Raw genomic sequence first — 17,696 nt, 5'->3', positions numbered from 1 at the left:
GTGTGGTGCCCTGTGACCATGAGAAGAGCGGCGATCGTGGCGCCCGTTCGCACGCCGAGCGGGATCGAGGGCGGGGCACTGTCCGGGATGCCCGCGGAGTGGCTGGCCACGACCGTGGTGTCGGCGGTGCTCGAGCGGTCCGGCATCGACCCGCTACGGGTCGAGGATGTCGCGATGGCGTGCGTCGACGGCGGGCTCGCGGGGGTTCCCGCGCTCGGTGCGTTGGCCGCCCGTGGCGCCGGACTGCCGTTGTCGGTGCCGGGCTTCCTCACCGATCGGCACAGTGGCAGTGGGCTACAGGCCGTGATCACCGCGGCGATGATGGTGCAGACCGGCGCGGCCGACGTGGTCGTCGCCGGGGGCGTCGAATGCGCGGCGACCACCGCGGCACCGCCGGGCGGCGTCGCGGGACTGCACAACGCCGAGTGGCTGGCCAGGTACTACGGCATCGACCGCACCGCCGCCGACGAGTTCGCCGCCGCGAGCCACCGCAAGGCGTCGCGGGCGTGGCGACAGGGCGCGTTCGGGGCCGAGGTGGTGCCGGTCGCGGTCGCCGCCGGTTCGTTCGAACATCAGATCCGTCGCGACGAGGGCGTGCGCGAAGACCTGTCGACCCACACGCTTGCCGCCCTGCGGCCGCTGCTCGCCGACGGTGTGGTCACCGTCGGCAACATGAGCGCGCACCGGCTCGGCGCGTCGGCCTGCCTGGTGGTCGCCGAGGACCGGTTGATCGAATTGGGTCTCACGCCGATGGCGTTCCTCGCGGGCTGGGCCGCGGCGGGCTGCGACAGCGACGGCCCCACCCTCGGCGCCGCGCCTGCGGTGGCGAAACTGCTCGGCCGCACCGGGTGCGCGCTGGACGAGATCGACCTGCTCGAGATCAACGAGGGCTACGCGGTCGAGGTGCTGGCGCTGGCTACGGAGTGGGACCTGGACCCGCACGACCGGCTGAATGTGAACGGTTCCGACATCGCCCTCGGGCATCCGATCGGCGCGACCGGCCTGCGGATCATGACGACGATGCTGCACGAACTGGGCCGCACCGGCGGCCGCTACGGCTTGGAGGCCATCGCGCTCGGCCACGACCACGGCATCGCGGCACTGTTCGAGTCCGCCGAATTCGCGGAGCCGAGCGAAACCCCGCGCGGCGCGCGCTTCCACGGGGTTCGTGCCAAACGGCCCGGCAGGCATCGCGCCTGACAGGGGTCGGCGCGACGGCCCTGGGTGGCAGGACCGCCGCGCCGGTGAACAGGTCTGCTATTTGGTCCGCGGCCGCGAGTGGAAGCCGAGGCCCTCGTCCTGCGCGCCCATCCAGGCCGCCTCGTCGGACTTGCTGTCGGGGACGTAGATCGGTTCGGACCGCCGTGGCGTGGCGAGCTCCGGCGGTGGCGCCTGCTCGAACTCCTCGGCGTCGATGACCAGTCGCTCGAGGTCGTTCTCCAACCTGCGCACGGTGGCCGCGTCGCCGTAGTTGGTGCGCAGTGCGCCGATCGATTGCCGGAGTTGACCGACCGCGTAGCGCAGTTCCGCGATGTCGCTGCGTGTCATCGTTACCTCCTGTGTATACGGCGGGCGGACCGACTCATCGGATCACCTGGCACGCCCGTGAAACCCCGGGCCGCACTGCACCGAGTCGTGTGACTCACCACACAACGTGATCTCCACCACAATAACCGAGCTTTTCGGTTTGTGCCCGAAGTTGGCCAGGATTCCGCGGTTGCCGTCCGGTAACCATCGGGCCTCAGCCCGCGACCGCGTACTGCGTGCGCGCGCCCGCCCTCGCTCGCTCGACGAGGGCCGCGATCGAGGTCGCGACCTCCTCGGCCCGCTCGAGAATGACGCTGTGCCCGGCCCCTTCGATCCGCACCAGTTCGGCGCTCGCCAGTTGCGAGGCCAGGACGACGGAATGCGTGAACGGCACCATCAGATCGGCGGAACCGGCCAGCACCAGGGCCGGCAGCGTGCCGAGGCGCGGCAGCGTGCGCGCTTCGTCGAAGGTGAGCAGCGAGCTGAGGAAGCCCGCCATCGTGAGCAGCGGGGTCTCGCTGAGGATGGCGGTCGCGACCGCGGCGACGCGCCGGTTCACCCGGCCGGTGCCCGCGCTCGCCTCGCGCAGCAGCGGCCCGAAGACCCAGCGCGAGAAGCTCTTCGACGCCTGCATCACTCGAGGTGCGCGCACCACAGCCCGCTGCAGCGACGCGACGGTGTGCCGGTTCAGCAGTCGGCCGAGTCCCACCTCGGTGATGCCGCCCGCCGCGCCCGCGATCAGCCCGATCCCCGCGACGCGCTCGCCGATCGCGGCCGGGAACAGCCGGGCGTAGGCGAGCAGCACCATCGCGCCCATGGAATGCCCGACCAGCACGACCGGTCCGGTCGGTGCGACGGCGCGCAGGACAGCGTCGAGGTCGCCGGCGAGCTGGTCGATGGTGTAGGTCGCGTGGTCGGCGTGGCCGGATTCACCGTGGCCGCGGTGGTCGTAGAAGACCATCCGCACCTCGGCGCCCCAGTGCGGCAGCAGGTGCTCGCGCAGGATCGACCAGGATTCGGTGTGCAGGCAGTGGCCGTGCACGAAGACGACGGTCAGCGCGGCGGTGTCGGCGCCGTGCACGCGGACGGCGATGGGTGTGCCGTCGTCGGCGGTCACGGTGGCGCGGCGGCCCTCATGGTTCGACATCCCGCCTCCCTGCTGATCGTGTACCCGTGTTTCGGGACAGATTTCCGAGGCGTTAGCCCGTCAATCCTCGCGTTACGCAGCTGATGCGCAACCGAATCCGGAGGCGGCTCGACCGTTATGCAGGAAAGTATTCGGTTCTCTAGTGGAAAGGATAGAGAGCTGTAGATCATCATGAGGAAGGCGGTCGTCAGCTCTTTCTTCCTCTGTCTAGGGCGGACACTAGAACATTGCAGAGAGCTATACGCTCCGGAGATAGCGACCGAAATGGGGGACCGTGAACCCGATCGTGCCGCGCTCGGCCGAGTAGATCAGCCCCTTCTTGATCAGCCCGTCCCTGGCCGGTGAGACCGAGGCGGGCTTGCGGCCCAGCTCGGCGGCGACCGCCGCGGTGGCCACCGGACCGTCGTCGCCGGACAGGTCGGCCATCGCCCGCATGTACTCGCGCTCGGCGGGGGTGGCGCGCTCGTACCTGGACCCGAAGAAGCCCACCGCGAGTTCCTCCTCGGCGGTGGGCGAGGCCACCTCGACGTCCTCGGCGCTGATCGGGCTGTCGGGCGCCTGGTCCCAGGCCGCCTTGCCGTACGCCTGCACGAAATACGGGTAGCCGTCGGCCTTCTGGTACAGCGAGTCGAGCGCGTCCTCGGTGAACTTCACCTCCTCGCGTTCGGCAGGGACGATCAGCGCGAGATCGGCCGACTCCCGGTCCAGCCGATCGATGCGGTGATAACTGAACAGTCGCTCCGAGTAGCTCTTGGAGGCCGAGAGCACAGCGGGCAGATGCGGCAACCCGGCGCCGACGACGATCAGCGGCGCGCCGTCCTGGCTCAGCTCGTGGCAGGCGCCGCAGATCGCGGACACGTCGGCGGGGCCGAGATCCTGCATCTCGTCGATGAAGACGCCGATGCCGACGCCGATGTCGGCGGCCAGCGCCGCGGCCTCCTTGAACAGCTCGATCAGGTCGATCTCGATGTCACCGGAATCCGCGCGGCCGGTCACCGCGGGCACATCGATGCCGGGCTGCCAGCGTTCGCGCATGCCCTTGTCCGCGGTGGCGCGCAGGGCGAAGGCCTTGAGGATGCCGAGGAAGTCGTCGACGCGCTCGGGGTTGCGGTGCGCCATCGCGATCGCGCGCACCGCCATGTGCAGCGCCGAGGACATCGGGCGGCGCAGATCCTGGTCGGGCCGCGCCTCGATCTTGCCGGTGCCCCAGCCGCGCGAGATGGCGGCCGAGCGAAGCTGGTTGAGCAGCACGGTCTTTCCGACGCCGCGCAGACCGGTGAGCATCACGCTGCGTTCCGGGCGGCCGCGCGCGATCCGTTCCAGCACGATGTCGAAGGCGGCGAGTTGCTTGTCGCGCCCGGCCAGTTCGGGCGGACGTTGGCCGGCGCCGGGAGCGTATGGATTGCGCACGGGGTCCATGCCGGACAACCGTAGCGCGTTCGCACGGCAGAATCTCGGTAAGTCTGCGCTGTGTCCTAGATACTGCTAGCGAATCCCAGACGAGCGAATGGAACGAGAACGGAGCGGCATGTTCGACGAATCCCGCAACGGCGGTCACGACGCGACGCCTCCCTCCTTCGCGCAGATCGTGGCGGGCTGGGCGCTGCCGGAGAACGCGTATCTGGCCGACACGATCCGCCGGGACGTGCTGGCTCTCATCGCCTCCGGCTACGACGATCCGGAGGCGATCGCCGCCGTCGCGCTCGGGCCGCTGGTCATGGCGCTCGGCAGGCTCGAGGTCGACCTGGCCGACGCGCGCACCCGCATCGCCGAGCTGGAGCAGGCCGCCCAGCCGCGCAACAACCGCCATTGATAACGCACGGGGCGGCTCGGGAGATGTAGTCGTTACGCGCGCCGACACGCCGGGCGCGCGCCCGTGTTCAGGGCTTTCGCCGACGCGGGAAAAAGACTTGCGCGGTTGGCTGGACACCATGCATCACAGGCCGTAATCTTCTCGTGACTTAGTGGAGTCTGTCGCTTCGTCAGAGGAGCGGCGCCATTGAGTCACCGCCGAATCGTCGTAGTCGCCAAGCGATCCCGACACCGGTGGTGGAGTAGCAAGATCGGAGACTCGTCTCGGTGGGTAAACACAGCTTGCAGCGGGATTCTCGACTGCCGAATTCCGTCAAGGGTGCACTCGTCATGGGTGCGGTGGCCGCCACGACCGGTGCGATGCCCGCGATTTCGCAGGCTGCCACGATCAACATTCCCGGCCTCGGTAACTTCGATCTGCCGCCCGAGCTCGAGCAGCCGGCGCAGCAGGTGGAGAAGCAGCTCCAGGCCATGGTCGCTCCGCAGGGCCAGGCTGCTCCGCAGCTGCCCAGCGTGAACTTCGACAACCCGTTCCAGCAGCAGCAGTCCGCGGGCAACATCGCCCTGGACGCCGCGCGGACCAAGCTCGGCGCCGTCTACAGCTGGGGTGCCGCTGGCCCCTCGAGCTTCGACTGCTCCGGCCTCGTGCAGTGGGCCTACCGTCAGGCCGGCATCGAACTGCCGCGCACCAGCTTCGAGCAGTCGCACGTCGGCGCGCCGGTCTCGTTCGACAACCTGCAGGCCGGTGACATCGTCATCACCAACGGCGGCGGCCACGTCGGCATCTACGCCGGCAACGGTCAGCTGCTCAACGCTGTGCAGTCGGGCACCCCGGTGTCCTACACCCAGCTCAGCGCCGACGACGTCGTGACGGCTCGCCGTATCGTCTAAGGGGTGAGCCCCGCCGAACAACGCTCGGTCACCCAGGCCCGTGTCGATTCCTGGACCTGGGCGGTGCGGTTGTTCAAAACGCGCTCGGCCGCGGCGGAAGCCTGTCGCGGCGGGCATGTGCGTGTCAACGGTGTGACCGTGAAACCGGCCCACCAGGTGAAACTCGGCGACGAGGTCAGGATCCGGCACGCGGGGATCGAACGCATCGTCGTCGTCGAGCGGATCATCCACAAGCGCGTCGGACCACCGATCGCCGCGCAGTGCCTGATCGACCGCAGCCCGCCCCCGCCGCCGAAGGAAGTCCTGGCCTCCATTCCGCAGCGTGATCGCGGTGCGGGCAGGCCGACCAAACGTGAACGGCGCGAAACGGATCGGCTGATGGGTCGCGCGGACTAGGTCGTCGGCCGCGCCGCGAGCCTGCTCGCCGCCGCCGTCGCGACAGCGATCGTGCACAGCGTGGCCAGCATGATCGCCGAGCCCTCGCCGGGCACCAGGACGCCCAGCTGACTGCCCACCGTCACCGCCGCGACCGGCACCCCGATCTGTGCCGCCGCCAGTGCGCCGTACGCCACCGGCTGCCCGAGCACCCGCGCCGCGCAGTGCACCGCGACGGCGCCGAATCCGAGTACGAGCCCGAGCAGGATCAGCCGCGGATGCTCGCCGAGTTCGCGCAGATCCAGCCGGGCGCCGAGCCAGACGAAGAACAGCGGCGCCAGTAACCCGTCACTGATCGCGAACACCTGCTTGGCCACCCGCCGCGGCTCGCCCACCCCGGCCACCGCGAGTCCGGCCGCGAATCCGCCGAGCATGATCGACACGTGCAGCGCGCTCGCCACCCCGCACAGCGCGAACACCAGCACCAGGCTCACCCGCAGCTCGAGCGTGAACTTCCGTTCCTCCGAAACCTCGTGCACCTGACGCTGCGCACCGGTCTGCCGCAGATACCGCAGGATCAGGAACATCACCCCGGCACAGGCCGCGATCACCAGCGCGCCGACCGCGGCCCGCGCGGCGTTGCCCGGGTCGATCACCAGTGGCAGCGCCACGATGCAAGCGGTGTCGGCGATGGCGACCTGGGCGGTCAGCGCGAGCACGGGCGGGCCACTCAGGCCCAGCGAGTCGATGATCGGCAAGGCCATCGCCGCCGAGGACGACGCCAGCAGCACCGCGTAGATCGCCGCGTGTCCGGTGCCGAACGCCTGCGCCACCGCCCAGCCCGCGCCCGCGGCGACAACGCCGACGAGGGCGGCCCGTACGATCCCGGCGCCGAGCGCGCCGCGCACCGCCGGATCGCGAACCGGCACATGGGTGCCCGCCGCGAACATCACCAGCGCGAAACCCATGTCGGCCAGGAAGACGAAGACGGGGTCCTCGGCGTCGAGTATCCCGAAACCCGTGGTGCCGAAGACGATTCCGGCCAGCAGTTCGCCGAGGATGACGGGCAGATGCCACCGTTTCGGCAGGGCGAGCAGCGGACCGAGCAGCCCGAGCGCCACCACCAGCGCCAGGGTCGTGAAGGTCACGGCATCGAGGCGATCTTGGCCGGGATCTCGGCGTTCTCGTCGGCGAAGTACAGCGCGCACACGCGGTGGTAGCCGTCGGCGATCAGCATCGGCACGTTCCGGCGGCAGTCGCCGCGCACGAGCAGGATCGGCGACAGCTTCTTGCCCTCGTTGATCTTGAGCAGGTCCTTGCGCACGTGCGGGTTGTCGGGGGTGAGTGCGTCGAGCCGGGAGGCGCGCAGGATGTCCTTCGCCTTCTTCACGACCACCGGCGCACGGCGGAGTTGGGCCACGATCGCGTCGACGACCTGCGCGTCGCCGAGCAGATCGAGGTAGTCGGCGGCGGCCGGATAGTCGTGTTCCTCCGGCGCGTCCTTCCACTGCACCTGGATGATTTGCTCTGCCATCGGATCATCATCCGCCGCCCACGCGGCGTTAGCGGGTCGGTCGCTGGATGTTGTCGATTGTTTGCGCGATCGGTATGCGCGGGCAGGCCGGGAGAACTGCGGTGGTCGCCCCGGGCGCGGATCGCCTACGGTGGCAGATATGGGTGAGTGCGGGCCGATGTTATCGACGCTTCTCGCCTGCTGTGTCGCCACCGCCGCGACGGTCCCGCGCATGCTGCGCCCGCGCCCGGTCGATACCGCGTTCCTGGCCGGGCTCGAGTCCGCGCCCGCGCCGGCGGCCGGCGCGACCGTCGAACTGGTCGCGCTCATGCAGGCCGAGCTGTCCGCGCCGACGGCGTTGGTCGCCGAGGGCGTGCGGACGCTGCGCAGCACGCCGTTGACCATGTCGAGCTTCCTGGTGCGTCACCCATCGGCCACCTTCCTCGTCGACGCCGCGGTCTGCGCGGGCGTGCACGATCGGGTGCTGCCCGAGCTGCCGTTCCCGGTGCCGGTGTTCGTCGCGCCGGACGGGCCGGTGCACGGGCTGAGCGAGCTGCTCGCCGCGCACGAGCTGACCGGCGCCGACATCGACTTCGTTCTGCCTACCCACCTGCACTGGGACCACGTGTCCGGCCTGTACGAACTGCCGGGCTGGGTGCCGATCCGCGTGCCCGAGGTCGAATACCGCTGGGCGATGGGCGGATCGCACGCGCCGATCGGCGTCGCCCGCGGCCCGCTGCGCGGCCGGGTCTTCGACCTGTACGAGCTCGACGGTCCGCCGGTGCTCACCTTCGCCCGCAGCCACGACCTGTTCGGCGACGGCTCGGTCGTGCTGGTCGACCTGGCCGGGCACACGCCGGGCAGCGTCGGCATCCTGCTCGCCGTCGACGACGGGACCCGTGTGCTGCTGGCGGGCGACGCGGTGTGGAGCAAGCTCCAGGTGGAGCTGCTGCGGGAGAAGGCGCCGATGCCCGGCCAGCTCGTCGACACCGACCGCGAAACCGCCTTTGAGACGGTGCACCGCCTGCATGCCCTGCCCGCTGACATCGAGCTCATCCCCGGGCATGACCGCGCCGCTGTAGCTGCTCGCGCTCCACACTGAGCGCCCACCGATGGCGGTGCTGTCGTGTCGTGCGCGCGGTTCGGCCCGCCGCGCCGGATCTGCCTCGTCGGCGGCTGCCCCGGTCCCCTCGGGGTCGCGACAAACCCGCGACCGGGGTGGTGGTCACCTTCGGCGGGCTCGCTCAGTGCGCCGCCAGCCCCGACGCCACGCTCGCGTAGCGCGGCCGCCAGCCCAGCTCCTCGTGCGCCAGCTCGCTCGAGATCCGCATCGAGGTATCGGACATGAGCGCCCCGATATAGGGCACGGCGAGCCGGATCATCCACGCGGGCAGCTTGATCGGACGGGGCGTGTCGAGGTGGCGGTGCACCTCGGCGAAGAATTCGCGCCAGGTGATCGGGTTGTCGTCGGCGATGTTGTAGGCGCGCCCGGCGACTCCGCGTTCGAGCGCGGCGACCGTCGCGGCGGCCGCGTCCTCGACATGGATCCAGGTGTTCACCCCGCCGGAGCCGAGCGGGCCGACCGGGGCGTGCTTGCGCATCATGTCGGCGAACAGGTCGCTGAACGCGCTGGGACCGTAGAACAGCCCGTACCGCAACGCGATTCCGTCGACGCCCGGCGCGTCGAACACCTGCTGCTCCCCGGCGACGCAGGCGCGCACCACCTCGTCGGCCACGCCACCGTCGTAGACGCCGAACTCGTCGCGTTCGGTCACCGGCCGCGCGCCGTGGTCGTGGTAGCCGTAACCGAGGACGAGCGATTGGGCGATGAAGCGTCGGGCGCCGACCAGGTCGGTCGCGGCGAGCAGGTTGGCCGTGCCGACGGTGCGCAGCAGCCCCGTCGGATCGTCGGCGGGGATCCGGCGCTGCACCTTCGCGTCGCGCAGGGCGGTCGCCTCGTGGATGACCGCGTCGGCCGCCACACCGTCGAGCGCGCGCAGCAGGCTGTCGCGGTCGAGCACGTCGGCGGTGATCGGCTCGGCGCCGAGTTCGCGGACCAGGGGATGCGAGTCCGGCTTGCGGACGAGGGCCGACACGTCGTGACCGTTGGCGGTCAGCGCGCGGATCAGGGGGCGACCGATGGCGCCGGTGGCGCCTGCGAGCAGAACCTGCATGAGAGTTCCCTTCGGCGAGATGAGTGTTTCCCTGCTCCCTGGACGTGCGCGGCCGCGCCGATGTGACGGGCTGTGACGGGCTTCACCAGGCTCGACACGACCGTGTCATTGTCCGATGTCACGGCGGTTCGGCGGCGTGTCGGTGTGTATCGTGCGGCTCATGCGAGTCGACGGTCGGGAGATTCCGGTCACGGGAAGCCTCCTGCAGCCGCGGATCCGGCGTACCAGCGACATCGTCCGGGTGGTGCTGGCGGCGATCGGTGTCGGGGTGGTGATCGCGGGTTCGCTGATCACCCGGCCGGAGTGGCTGGCGCTGGAGGAGTCGGTGTCCGGGATCATCGGCTTCCTCAGCCCGGACCAGTCGAATCTGGTGTACCTGGTCTACGGAATGCTGATCCTGGCACTGCCGTTCGCGATCCTGATCGAGCTGGTGCTGCGCAGGCAGTGGAAGCTGCTCGCCGGGTACGCGGCCGCCGGGCTGCTCGCGGTGCTGGCGCTCTCGATCACCGGCTCCGGCATCTCGACACCGAAATGGCACATGCCGGTGCCGGACCGCTTCGACTCCTTCCTGTCGCAGTTCCTCGACGACCCGCGCTGGATCGCGATGCTGGCGGCCATGCTCACGGTGTCGAGCCCGTGGCTGCCGGTGCGGCCGCGGCGCTGGATGTGGTTCCTGCTGTTGATGTTCGCGCCGATCCACCTGGTGGTGAGTTCGGTGGTCCCGGCGCGGGCCATGCTCGGGTTGGTGGTCGGCTGGCTGGTCGGCGCGGTGATCGTCTGGCTCGTCGGCACGCCGGCGCTCGAGGTGCCGCTGGACGCGGCGGTGCGGGTGCTGGCCCGGCGCGGCTACACCGTGAAGAACTTCCGGGTCGACCGGCCTGCGGGCCGCGGCCCGCTGGTGCTGGCGACCGAGGTCGACGGGCCCGAATCCGAACTGATCGTCGAGATGTACGGCAAGAACCAGCGCAGCTTCGGCGCGATCAAGCAGGTGTGGCGCTGGATCACCTTCCGCTCCAGCGAAACCGCGCCGTTGCACGGCTCGATGCACCGGGCCGTGGAACACCGCGCGCTGCTCGGCATCGCGATCGGCGACCTCGGCATGGCCGATTCGCACCAGATCGCGGTCGCGAGCCTGGACCGCGGCTGGACGCTCTACGCGCACACCCTGCCCCGTGGCACCCCGATCAAGACGCTCTCGGCGCAGGTGCTGCCGGGAGTGTGGCGGTCGCTGCTGCGGCTGCACGAGAACCAGATCAGCATGGGCGACCTGCAGCCCGGCTATCTGCGAGTCTGCCAGGGCGACACCCTGTTCGGCGGTTTCGCGGCCGCCGAGTTCGGCGCCACCGACGCGCAGCGTCAGACCGACATCGCCCAGCTGCTGGTCACCACGACCTCGCTCTACGGCAAGCACGAGGCCGTCTCGGCCGCGATCGAGGCGCTCGGCGAGACCGCGGTCGTCACCGCGGCCCGGCGCCTCACCAAATCGGCCATGCCGAACGGCATCCGCAAGACCGTGCCGCAGTGGACCAAGGTGGTGGCCACCGCGCGCGAGGAGATCCGCGAGCAGACCGGGCACGACCGCATCCAGGCCGCCCAGCTCACCCGGTTCACGCGCAACCAGATCATCCAGCTGGTGCTGCTGTTCGCGCTGGTCTACGTGGCGTACCCGTTCTTCAGCCAGGTGCCGACCTTCTTCAGCCAGCTGCGCACACTGAACTGGTGGTGGGCCCTGCTCGGGCTGGTGATCTCGGCGATCACCTATGTCGGCGCGGCCGCCGCGCTCGGCGCGTGCGCGGGCTGGGTGGTGCGGTTCCGCGATCTGTTCCTGGAACAGCTGGCCAACACCTTCGTCGCCACCACCACACCCGCCGGCGTGGGTGGTTTGGCGCTGAGCGTGCGTTTCCTGACCCAGGCCGGGGGCATGACGGCGATCAGCGCGACCGCGGCGGTGGCGCTGCAGCAGTCCTCGCAGGTGATCACCCACCTGGTGCTGCTGGTGATCTTCAGCGTGGTGGCGGGCACGTCCACCAATCTCGCGCACATCGTGCCCGACGCGACCGTGCTCTATCTGGCGGCCGGCGTCGGTGTCGGGCTGATCGGCGCGTTCATGTTCGTGCCGAAACTGCGCAAGTGGGTCAATCATTCGGTGCGGCCGCAGTTGCGCGAGGTGCTCGGCGAACTGGCGGGCCTGGTGCGCGATCCGGTCCGGTTCTCGATGATCATCGGCGGCTGCGGCGCCATCACCCTAGGCCAGGCGCTGACGCTGTGGGTGAGCGTCGAAGCCTTCGGCGGCGGAACCGATTTCGTCGCCGTCACCATCGTCACCATGATCGGCGGCACGCTGGCCTCGGCCGCGCCGACACCCGGTGGCGTCGGCGCGGTCGAGGCGGCGCTGATCGGTGGTCTGGCCGCCTTCGGTGTCCCGGCCGAGATCGCGGTGCCCGCCGTCCTGCTCTATCGCGTGCTGACCTGCTGGATCCCGGTCCTGCTCGGCTGGCCGGTGATGCGCTGGATGGGCGAGAAGAACATGATCTGAGGCAGGAATCAGCTGGCGCGCAAGGCGATCAACAGCCCGTCCTTCTCGCACACCGACGGCGTCTCGGCCGACTGCTGCGCGTGGCACTGCCACCCGTCGACGGTCATCGCGTCCGAGGGGCTGATCGTGGTGACATAGGTGGTCGCCACCGTGATCGCCTCGGTACAGCCCGGCCGTCCTGCCGCATTGCCCACCGCGATGACGGTGCGCGAACCGCCGCCCGCGTCGGTGACCGGCCCACAGTTGACGTCCTCCGGATACGGCGGCGGCACGGGTGGCACGTCGCTGGTGGGCGTGACCGGCGGCGCTTCGCTGGTGGTGGTGACCGGGGACGGTTCGGGGGCGGGCGGATGGGTCGGGCTCGGCGAGGGCAGGGGAGCGGTGCCGGTGAGGTTCGCCCTTGTCGTCGTGGCGGCCTTCGTGGTGCTGGACGCGTGCGCGGAGTGGTCGTCCTTGGTGTCGTTGCCGCAACCGGACACGCCGGCGAGTACCGCGAGCGCGGCTACGGAGCCGGCAGCGAGCCGAATGGTCTGCACAGAACCTCCAGGAGTTGTAAATGCTGTCCAGTTGCCGTTCGCATTCAATCACGGTGGCGCACAAGGCTGTCTGATCCACGCGGCGGCGAAGTCCGGGAAGTTTCCCGCCGCTCACGGCGCGCAGTGAATGTTGCCTCTCGGTTGCCTAGCGGGCCGGTCGGTCGGTTCCACGGGGTGATCGGCGGCTCGACGTGAACCATCCCACAGCGCGGTCAGGCGCGTGCGGGGTGCCGTTCCAGCGCATAAACTGTCTGGGACGTGACCGGATGATGACCGAGAGGTGTTGTTTCGATGGGATCCCGGACGGTGGTCGCCGACGTCGCCGACGAGTTGGCGCGCCGGGTCGCCACCGGCGAATACCGGCCCGGCGAACTCATGCCATCGGTCCGCCAGGTCGCCGATGAATTCGGGATGAACCGGGCCACCGCGCAACTCACCCTCGGCAGGCTCGAGTCCTACGGATTCGTCGAGGCGCGCCGCGGCAAGGGCTTCACCATCCGGGACGTCAGGGAAGAGGGCGGCATGGACGCCTACCGGCATCTGTTCCGGTTCTCCGTCACCGCGCCCGCCGTCGCCGCCGAGATGTTCACCGACATCGTCGAGGTGGAGCGTGGCATCGTGCTCGAGGCACTGCTCGGCTACACCGAGGCGGAGAAGGTACTCGACCCGGCCGGGCTGGCCGCCGCCGTCGACGAGCTGGAGGCGCTGGCGCGCCAGAGCGTGCCCGATCACGTGCGCATCATCGAGGCCGAGATCGCCCTCGTGCGCAGACTGCTCGGCGTGCTCGGGATGAGCATGCAACGCGCCGTGCTGAATTCGGTTGCCGACATGGTCGTCGAGGTGCCGGAGGCGGTCGCCGCCTACTTCGCCGTCGCCCCCGATCTGCACGTGCTCGTCTGGCGCGCGCTGCTCGCGGTGTGGGACGCGGGCTCGGCGCCGACGGAGGCGCAGCTCGCCCTGTTCGAGGATCTGTTCGCGCTGTACCACGAGAAGGTCATCGCCCGGTTCGACGAACTCGTCGGCGTCGAGCCCGCCGAAACCACGGCCGCGACCGCCTGACCTGCGCTCAGCTGTCTGGGTCGGGCCGGTGGTGATGTCCGTGCGGCAGCATCGAGCCGATGAGCGTGCTCACCGGTAGCGGCCGGGTGGAGGTGAGCCCGGAGCCGACCATCACGCCCAGCGCGATCGACATCACCGAAAGCAGCGCCGACACCACCACTTCCAGCCCACTCGCGGCCGTGGTCCCGGTGGTGTGCAGGACCATTTCGGAGACCCCGGTGAGGCTGATGCCGCCGGGCACGAGCATCCAGAACGCGGGCAGGAACGCGACCTGCCGGGGCGGGGCGTTGGTCCGGCTCTGGATCAGATAGGCGGCGGGCACCGCGACGAGTCCACCGAGGAACGTGCCGGTCAGCGGGCCGGAGATCGTCTTGCCGAGGAATTGCGCCGCGTAGGTGACGTAGAGGACCAGCAGCAGCCAGCCCACCGAATTCTGCGGCGCGCTCGAGCGCCAGGAATGGCCGTACCCGATCAGCAGCACGCCGGCCAGCGGCGCCCACCAGCCCAGCTGCGCGGTGCTCACCGGCGCGTCGCTGAGCGGGCCGAGCAGGCTGATCCCCACGTAGAGGCCGAACGCGAGCAGGAACAGCATGTTGATCCCGTAGACCACCCGGCTGGCCCCGGCGACCAGCGAGCCGTTCGCCAGCTCGATGGTGCCGTTGGTGAGCATCGCCCCCGGCAGCAGGGTGGCGATGGCCGGAATCAGCAACTGGTTGGGCTGTCCGCCCGCGAGCGTGCCGGGAAAACCGAAGGCCAGCACCGCGACCACCGCCGCGGCCACCACCGGCAGGGCCAGCGAGACCAGCCGGATCTTGGCAGCGAGCTGGGTGAGCGTGCCGACGACGAGGCCGAGCACCACGTACCCGACCAGGGCCCGCGCTCCTGGATTCAGCATCATCCCGAGGCCGACGGTCAGCACCACCTGTCCGAGCAGGATCAGCCACGGCGGGCTGCCCGGCTTCGCCGACAGGATCGCGTCGAGCTCCTTCGACGCCTGCGCGGGCGGCGGGGCGTCCCTGTCGATCTTGTCGATGAGGCGGTAGAGCCCGGCGATCTGGTCCAGCGGCAGCGTGTCGACGGTGGTGTCGAGCATGTCGACGGTCGGGCCATCCTCGGTGCGGGTGCGGACGAACACCGCGGTGGGCAGCACCATGAAGTGGATGTTGTCGGTGCCGTAGCGCCGGGACAGCCGATCCAGGATCTCCTGCACCCGCGCCGAGGTCTCGCTGGCGCCAACCAGCGCGACGCCGATGCGGCACAGCAGGTTCAGCAGATCGGCGGGCACCGGCGGGTCCACCGGGCGCGGCGGCGGTGCGGCCGCGTACTCGGCGCGGGCCTTGGCGATGGCCGCGGCCACCCGGCGACTCGTCGCCGCCCAGGCGCTGTTCCTGCGCTCCGAAGCCATGTCACCGCCGTCCGCAACCGTGGGGCAATGATGCTCCACCCGGCACCCGGGTGAGATACCGCGAGTGTAGGGCAGGTACGGCGAGATTGCGCTCGATGACGGGTGCGGCCGGGGTTACCGGCCGGCACCCGATCCGCTCAGCTGTTGAGCTTGCTCAGCCGATCACAGGCGGTGACGTATTCCTCGACCAGCCGGTTGACGACGTCGGCGCTGCGCTCGATCTTGTTCATCATGCCGACCACCTGGCCGACCGGATTGAAGTTCACGTCCTTGGCGGCCTCGGGGTAGCGGTGGCCGCGCTTGACGCCGTCGAGGGCGACCATCATCTGCAGCGGCATCGGCAGCGGGTCGGGGGTGTCGGCCGACTCCCAGGCGTCGGTCCAGTCGTTCTTCAGCATGCGGCACGGCTTGCCGGTCCAGGACCGCGAGCGGACGGTGTCGTGGCTGGTGGCGTCGAGGTAGGTGTCCATCTGCGCGGGCGGCACATTGGCCTCCTCGACGGTCAGCCACAGCGAACCGGTCCACGCGCCCTGGGCGCCCATGGCCAGCGCGGAGGCCACCTGCGCGCCGTTGCCGATGCCGCCCGCCGCGAGCACCGGGGTGTCGCCGATCGCCTCGATGACCTGCGGCCACAGCACCAGCGAGGACACCTCACCGCAGTGCCCGCCACCCTCGGTGCCCTGACACACCACGAAGTCCAGCCCGGCCGCCTTGTGGTTCATCGCGTGCTTGACCGAACCGCAGAGCGCGCCGATGACCCGGCCGGAGTCCTGGATCTTCTTGACGACGTCCTCGGGCGGGGTGCCGAGCGCGTTGGCGACCAGCTTGGCCTTCGGGTGGTTCAGGATCACGTCGACCTGCGGGCCGGCGGTGGTCGCGGTCCAGCCGAGCAGCTCGTTGTGGTGCTCGCCGTCGGGCAGCGCGGGCACGTTGTGATCGGTGAGGATCTGCTGGGCGAAGTCGCGATGGCCCTGGGGAACCATCTGCGCCAGCTGCTTTTCCAGCTGTTCGGGGCTCAGGCCCTCGACGCCCTTGCCCTCGTACTTCGACGGGATCACCAGGTCGACGCCGTAGATGCCGTTCACGTGCTCGTCGAGCCAGGCCAGCTCCACTTCGAGCTGTTCGGCGGTGAAGCCGACGGCGCCGAGCACGCCGAGTCCGCCCGCGTTGCTCACCGCTGCGACGACATCGCGGCAGTGGGTGAAGGCGAAGATGGGGAACTCGATGCCGAGTTGTTCGCAGAAATCGGTACGCATACCGAACTGTAACACGTTCTAGTTTCCGCGAAAGGGGCAATTTCAGGCGGCAGCGTCCTCCATCGCCGCGAGCGAATCCTCCAGGTGGTCGAGCAGTCGATGCAGGTCCGGCAGGGTGCGGCGGCAGCCGACCAGGCCGAAATCGAGGTTGTCGCCGTTGGAGGTGAGGGTGATGTTCACGGCCTGGCCGTCCAGGGGGATCGACAGCGGGTAGCTCGCGTCCAGGCGCGAGCCGTTCCAGTACAGCGATTCCCGCGCGCCGGGCACATTCGAGATGACGATGTTGAACGGCGGCGTGCCCATCGACGCGAACCCGGGCAGCAACATCGCCGCCATCGGGCTCAGCATCAGCCCGGCCACGGCCAGGGTCTGCGCGGGCGTCAGCGAGCGGTAGACCTCCTTGTTGCGCCGCGTCGACTCGCTGACCGTCTGCAACCGCGCCAGCGGATCGGCGATGTCGGTGCCCAGATTGCACAGCAGCGCGGCGATCTTCACGCCCTGGGTGTCGGTGTCGTCGGCGTCCCGCAGCGACATCGGGACCAGCGCGATCATCGGCTTGTCCGGCAGGGCGTCGCGCTCGAGCAGGTAGCCGCGCAGCGCGCCCGCCGACATCGCGAGGACCACATCGTTGACCGTGGTGCCCGTCGCCTTCTTCACCTGCTTGATCCGGTCCATCGACCAGCTGCGCACCGCGCAGGTCCGCGCGCCGCCGATCGGCACGTTGAACAGCGTGCGCGGCGCCTCGAACGGCAGCGTCAACTGCTGCTGCAGCAGGCCGGTGCGGGTGGCCTTCATCAGCGCCGCCGTCGACGAGCTCGCCGCGGCCAGCCCGCCGAGCAGACCGCCGCGGTCCTTGCGCGGCGCCCGCGCGCGTTCCTTGCGGGGCAGGTTCCACGGTGGCATCGGCGCGTTCGACGGTTCGGTCGTGAGGGTGCGACGCAGCAACCGCTGCGCGGAGACGCCGTCGATCAACGCGTGGTGCATCTTCGAATACAGCGCGAACCGGCCGTCGGCCAGGCCCTCGACGAAGTGCAGCTCCCACAGCGGGCGGTGCCGGTCGAGCAGGGCGCTGTGCAGCGTGGAGGCGTGATCGAGCAGCTGCCCCATCCGGCCCGGCGCCGGTAGGGCGCTGCGCTTGACGTGGTAGTCGAGGTCGACCTCGGCGTCCTGGGTCCAGGCCAGCTGCGGTGCGCCGAGCCAGGTGGCCGGACGCTTGCGGAAGGTAGGCCTGCAGGTCTGGTCGGCGAGCAAGGTGTCGCGGAACTCGCGCAGATAGTTCGGCCCCGCGTCCTCGGGCGGCTCGAACAGCTGCAACGAGCCGACGTGCATCGGGTGCTCACGGGATTCCGCGAGCAGGAACAGCGCATCCAACGGTGCGATGAACTCCATGACAGATCGCCCCCTGACGAGAGTGGTTCGTGCATGTCTTCAGACGATCGACCACGCTGTCGGGTCGGCATGGTGA

Annotated in this window: 17 protein-coding genes; 7 read left to right on the top strand and 10 right to left on the bottom strand. The window is 69.9% G+C overall.

Going from position 1 to position 17,696, the window contains the following annotated elements; genetic code table 11:
- The first annotated feature begins 18 nt into the window (after positions 1–18).
- Entirely contained in the window at positions 19–1,200 is a 1,182-nt protein-coding gene (locus DFR69_RS13510; protein WP_110038271.1) for a thiolase family protein, read from the top strand.
- A gap of 57 nt (positions 1,201–1,257) precedes the next feature.
- On the opposite strand, the gene DFR69_RS13505 is transcribed toward DFR69_RS13510, so the two are convergent.
- The 3 genes from DFR69_RS13505 to DFR69_RS13495 form a co-directional block, all read right to left on the bottom strand.
- Positions 1,258–1,548, bottom strand: coding sequence for a hypothetical protein (locus DFR69_RS13505; protein ID WP_110037863.1), 291 nt, complete (start codon positions 1,546–1,548; stop codon positions 1,258–1,260).
- A 193-nt stretch (positions 1,549–1,741) separates the two neighbouring features.
- Complete coding sequence (locus DFR69_RS13500) at positions 1,742–2,674, bottom strand: alpha/beta fold hydrolase (protein ID WP_110037862.1); 933 nt, start codon at positions 2,672–2,674, stop codon at positions 1,742–1,744.
- Between the two features lie 237 nt (positions 2,675–2,911).
- On the bottom strand, positions 2,912–4,093 hold the full coding sequence (locus DFR69_RS13495; RefSeq protein WP_110037861.1) for an AAA family ATPase: 1,182 nt from the start codon (positions 4,091–4,093) through the stop codon (positions 2,912–2,914).
- A 109-nt stretch (positions 4,094–4,202) separates the two neighbouring features.
- On the opposite strand from DFR69_RS13495, the gene DFR69_RS13490 reads away from it, so the two are divergent.
- The 3 genes from DFR69_RS13490 to DFR69_RS13480 all read left to right on the top strand — a co-directional run bounded on the left by DFR69_RS13490 (position 4,203) and on the right by DFR69_RS13480 (position 5,773).
- Entirely contained in the window at positions 4,203–4,487 is a 285-nt protein-coding gene (locus DFR69_RS13490; protein ID WP_110037860.1) for a hypothetical protein, read from the top strand.
- 329 nt (positions 4,488–4,816) lie between these two features.
- Positions 4,817–5,377: a C40 family peptidase gene (locus tag DFR69_RS13485; RefSeq protein ID WP_110037859.1), complete on the top strand. Its 561-nt coding sequence runs from the start codon at positions 4,817–4,819 to the stop codon at positions 5,375–5,377.
- 3 nt (positions 5,378–5,380) lie between these two features.
- Positions 5,381–5,773 (top strand): RNA-binding S4 domain-containing protein, encoded by a 393-nt coding sequence (locus tag DFR69_RS13480; protein WP_110037858.1) that lies wholly within the window; start codon positions 5,381–5,383, stop codon positions 5,771–5,773.
- Here DFR69_RS13480 and DFR69_RS13475 read toward each other — a convergent pair.
- Both DFR69_RS13475 and DFR69_RS13470 read right to left on the bottom strand, forming a co-directional pair.
- Positions 5,770–6,900 (bottom strand): cation:proton antiporter, encoded by a 1,131-nt coding sequence (locus DFR69_RS13475; protein ID WP_110037857.1) that lies wholly within the window; start codon positions 6,898–6,900, stop codon positions 5,770–5,772. The genes DFR69_RS13480 and DFR69_RS13475 overlap by 4 nt on opposite strands.
- Positions 6,897–7,274: a hypothetical protein gene (locus DFR69_RS13470; RefSeq protein WP_110038270.1), complete on the bottom strand. Its 378-nt coding sequence runs from the start codon at positions 7,272–7,274 to the stop codon at positions 6,897–6,899. Before DFR69_RS13470 ends, DFR69_RS13475 begins: the two co-directional genes overlap by 4 nt.
- Positions 7,275–7,443: 169 nt before the next feature.
- Here DFR69_RS13470 and DFR69_RS13465 point away from each other — a divergent pair, with 169 nt between their 5' ends.
- Positions 7,444–8,367 (top strand): MBL fold metallo-hydrolase, encoded by a 924-nt coding sequence (locus DFR69_RS13465; protein ID WP_110037856.1) that lies wholly within the window; start codon positions 7,444–7,446, stop codon positions 8,365–8,367.
- A 142-nt stretch (positions 8,368–8,509) separates the two neighbouring features.
- On the opposite strand, the gene DFR69_RS13460 is transcribed toward DFR69_RS13465, so the two are convergent.
- The gene (locus DFR69_RS13460) at positions 8,510–9,439 is read right to left on the bottom strand and encodes an NAD-dependent epimerase/dehydratase family protein (protein WP_110037855.1); all 930 of its coding nucleotides are present in this window, start codon (positions 9,437–9,439) and stop codon (positions 8,510–8,512) included.
- A gap of 160 nt (positions 9,440–9,599) precedes the next feature.
- Between DFR69_RS13460 and DFR69_RS13455 the strand changes: the two genes are divergently transcribed.
- Positions 9,600–11,975: a lysylphosphatidylglycerol synthase transmembrane domain-containing protein gene (locus DFR69_RS13455; RefSeq protein WP_110038269.1), complete on the top strand. Its 2,376-nt coding sequence runs from the start codon at positions 9,600–9,602 to the stop codon at positions 11,973–11,975.
- 8 nt (positions 11,976–11,983) lie between these two features.
- Here the strand turns inward: DFR69_RS13455 and DFR69_RS13450 are convergent, their stop codons facing one another.
- The gene (locus tag DFR69_RS13450) at positions 11,984–12,511 is read right to left on the bottom strand and encodes a hypothetical protein (protein ID WP_110037854.1); all 528 of its coding nucleotides are present in this window, start codon (positions 12,509–12,511) and stop codon (positions 11,984–11,986) included.
- A 291-nt stretch (positions 12,512–12,802) separates the two neighbouring features.
- On the opposite strand from DFR69_RS13450, the gene DFR69_RS13445 reads away from it, so the two are divergent.
- Positions 12,803–13,570 (top strand): GntR family transcriptional regulator, encoded by a 768-nt coding sequence (locus DFR69_RS13445; protein ID WP_110037853.1) that lies wholly within the window; start codon positions 12,803–12,805, stop codon positions 13,568–13,570.
- Between the two features lie 7 nt (positions 13,571–13,577).
- Here DFR69_RS13445 and DFR69_RS13440 read toward each other — a convergent pair whose 3' ends face one another.
- The 3 genes from DFR69_RS13440 to DFR69_RS13430 form a co-directional block, all read right to left on the bottom strand.
- Complete coding sequence (locus DFR69_RS13440; RefSeq protein ID WP_110037852.1) at positions 13,578–14,975, bottom strand: threonine/serine exporter family protein; 1,398 nt, start codon at positions 14,973–14,975, stop codon at positions 13,578–13,580.
- 137 nt (positions 14,976–15,112) lie between these two features.
- Entirely contained in the window at positions 15,113–16,231 is a 1,119-nt protein-coding gene (locus DFR69_RS13435; protein ID WP_110037851.1) for an NAD(P)H-dependent flavin oxidoreductase, read from the bottom strand.
- A 42-nt stretch (positions 16,232–16,273) separates the two neighbouring features.
- Entirely contained in the window at positions 16,274–17,620 is a 1,347-nt protein-coding gene (locus DFR69_RS13430; protein ID WP_110037850.1) for a WS/DGAT/MGAT family O-acyltransferase, read from the bottom strand.
- Between the last annotated feature and the right edge of the window lie 76 nt (positions 17,621–17,696).

The organism is Nocardia neocaledoniensis, assembly GCF_003182135.1.
Lineage (GTDB): Bacteria > Actinomycetota > Actinomycetes > Mycobacteriales > Mycobacteriaceae > Nocardia > Nocardia neocaledoniensis.
Note: the sequence above shows the minus strand (reverse complement) of the source record. Positions and strands in the feature narration are given on the sequence as shown.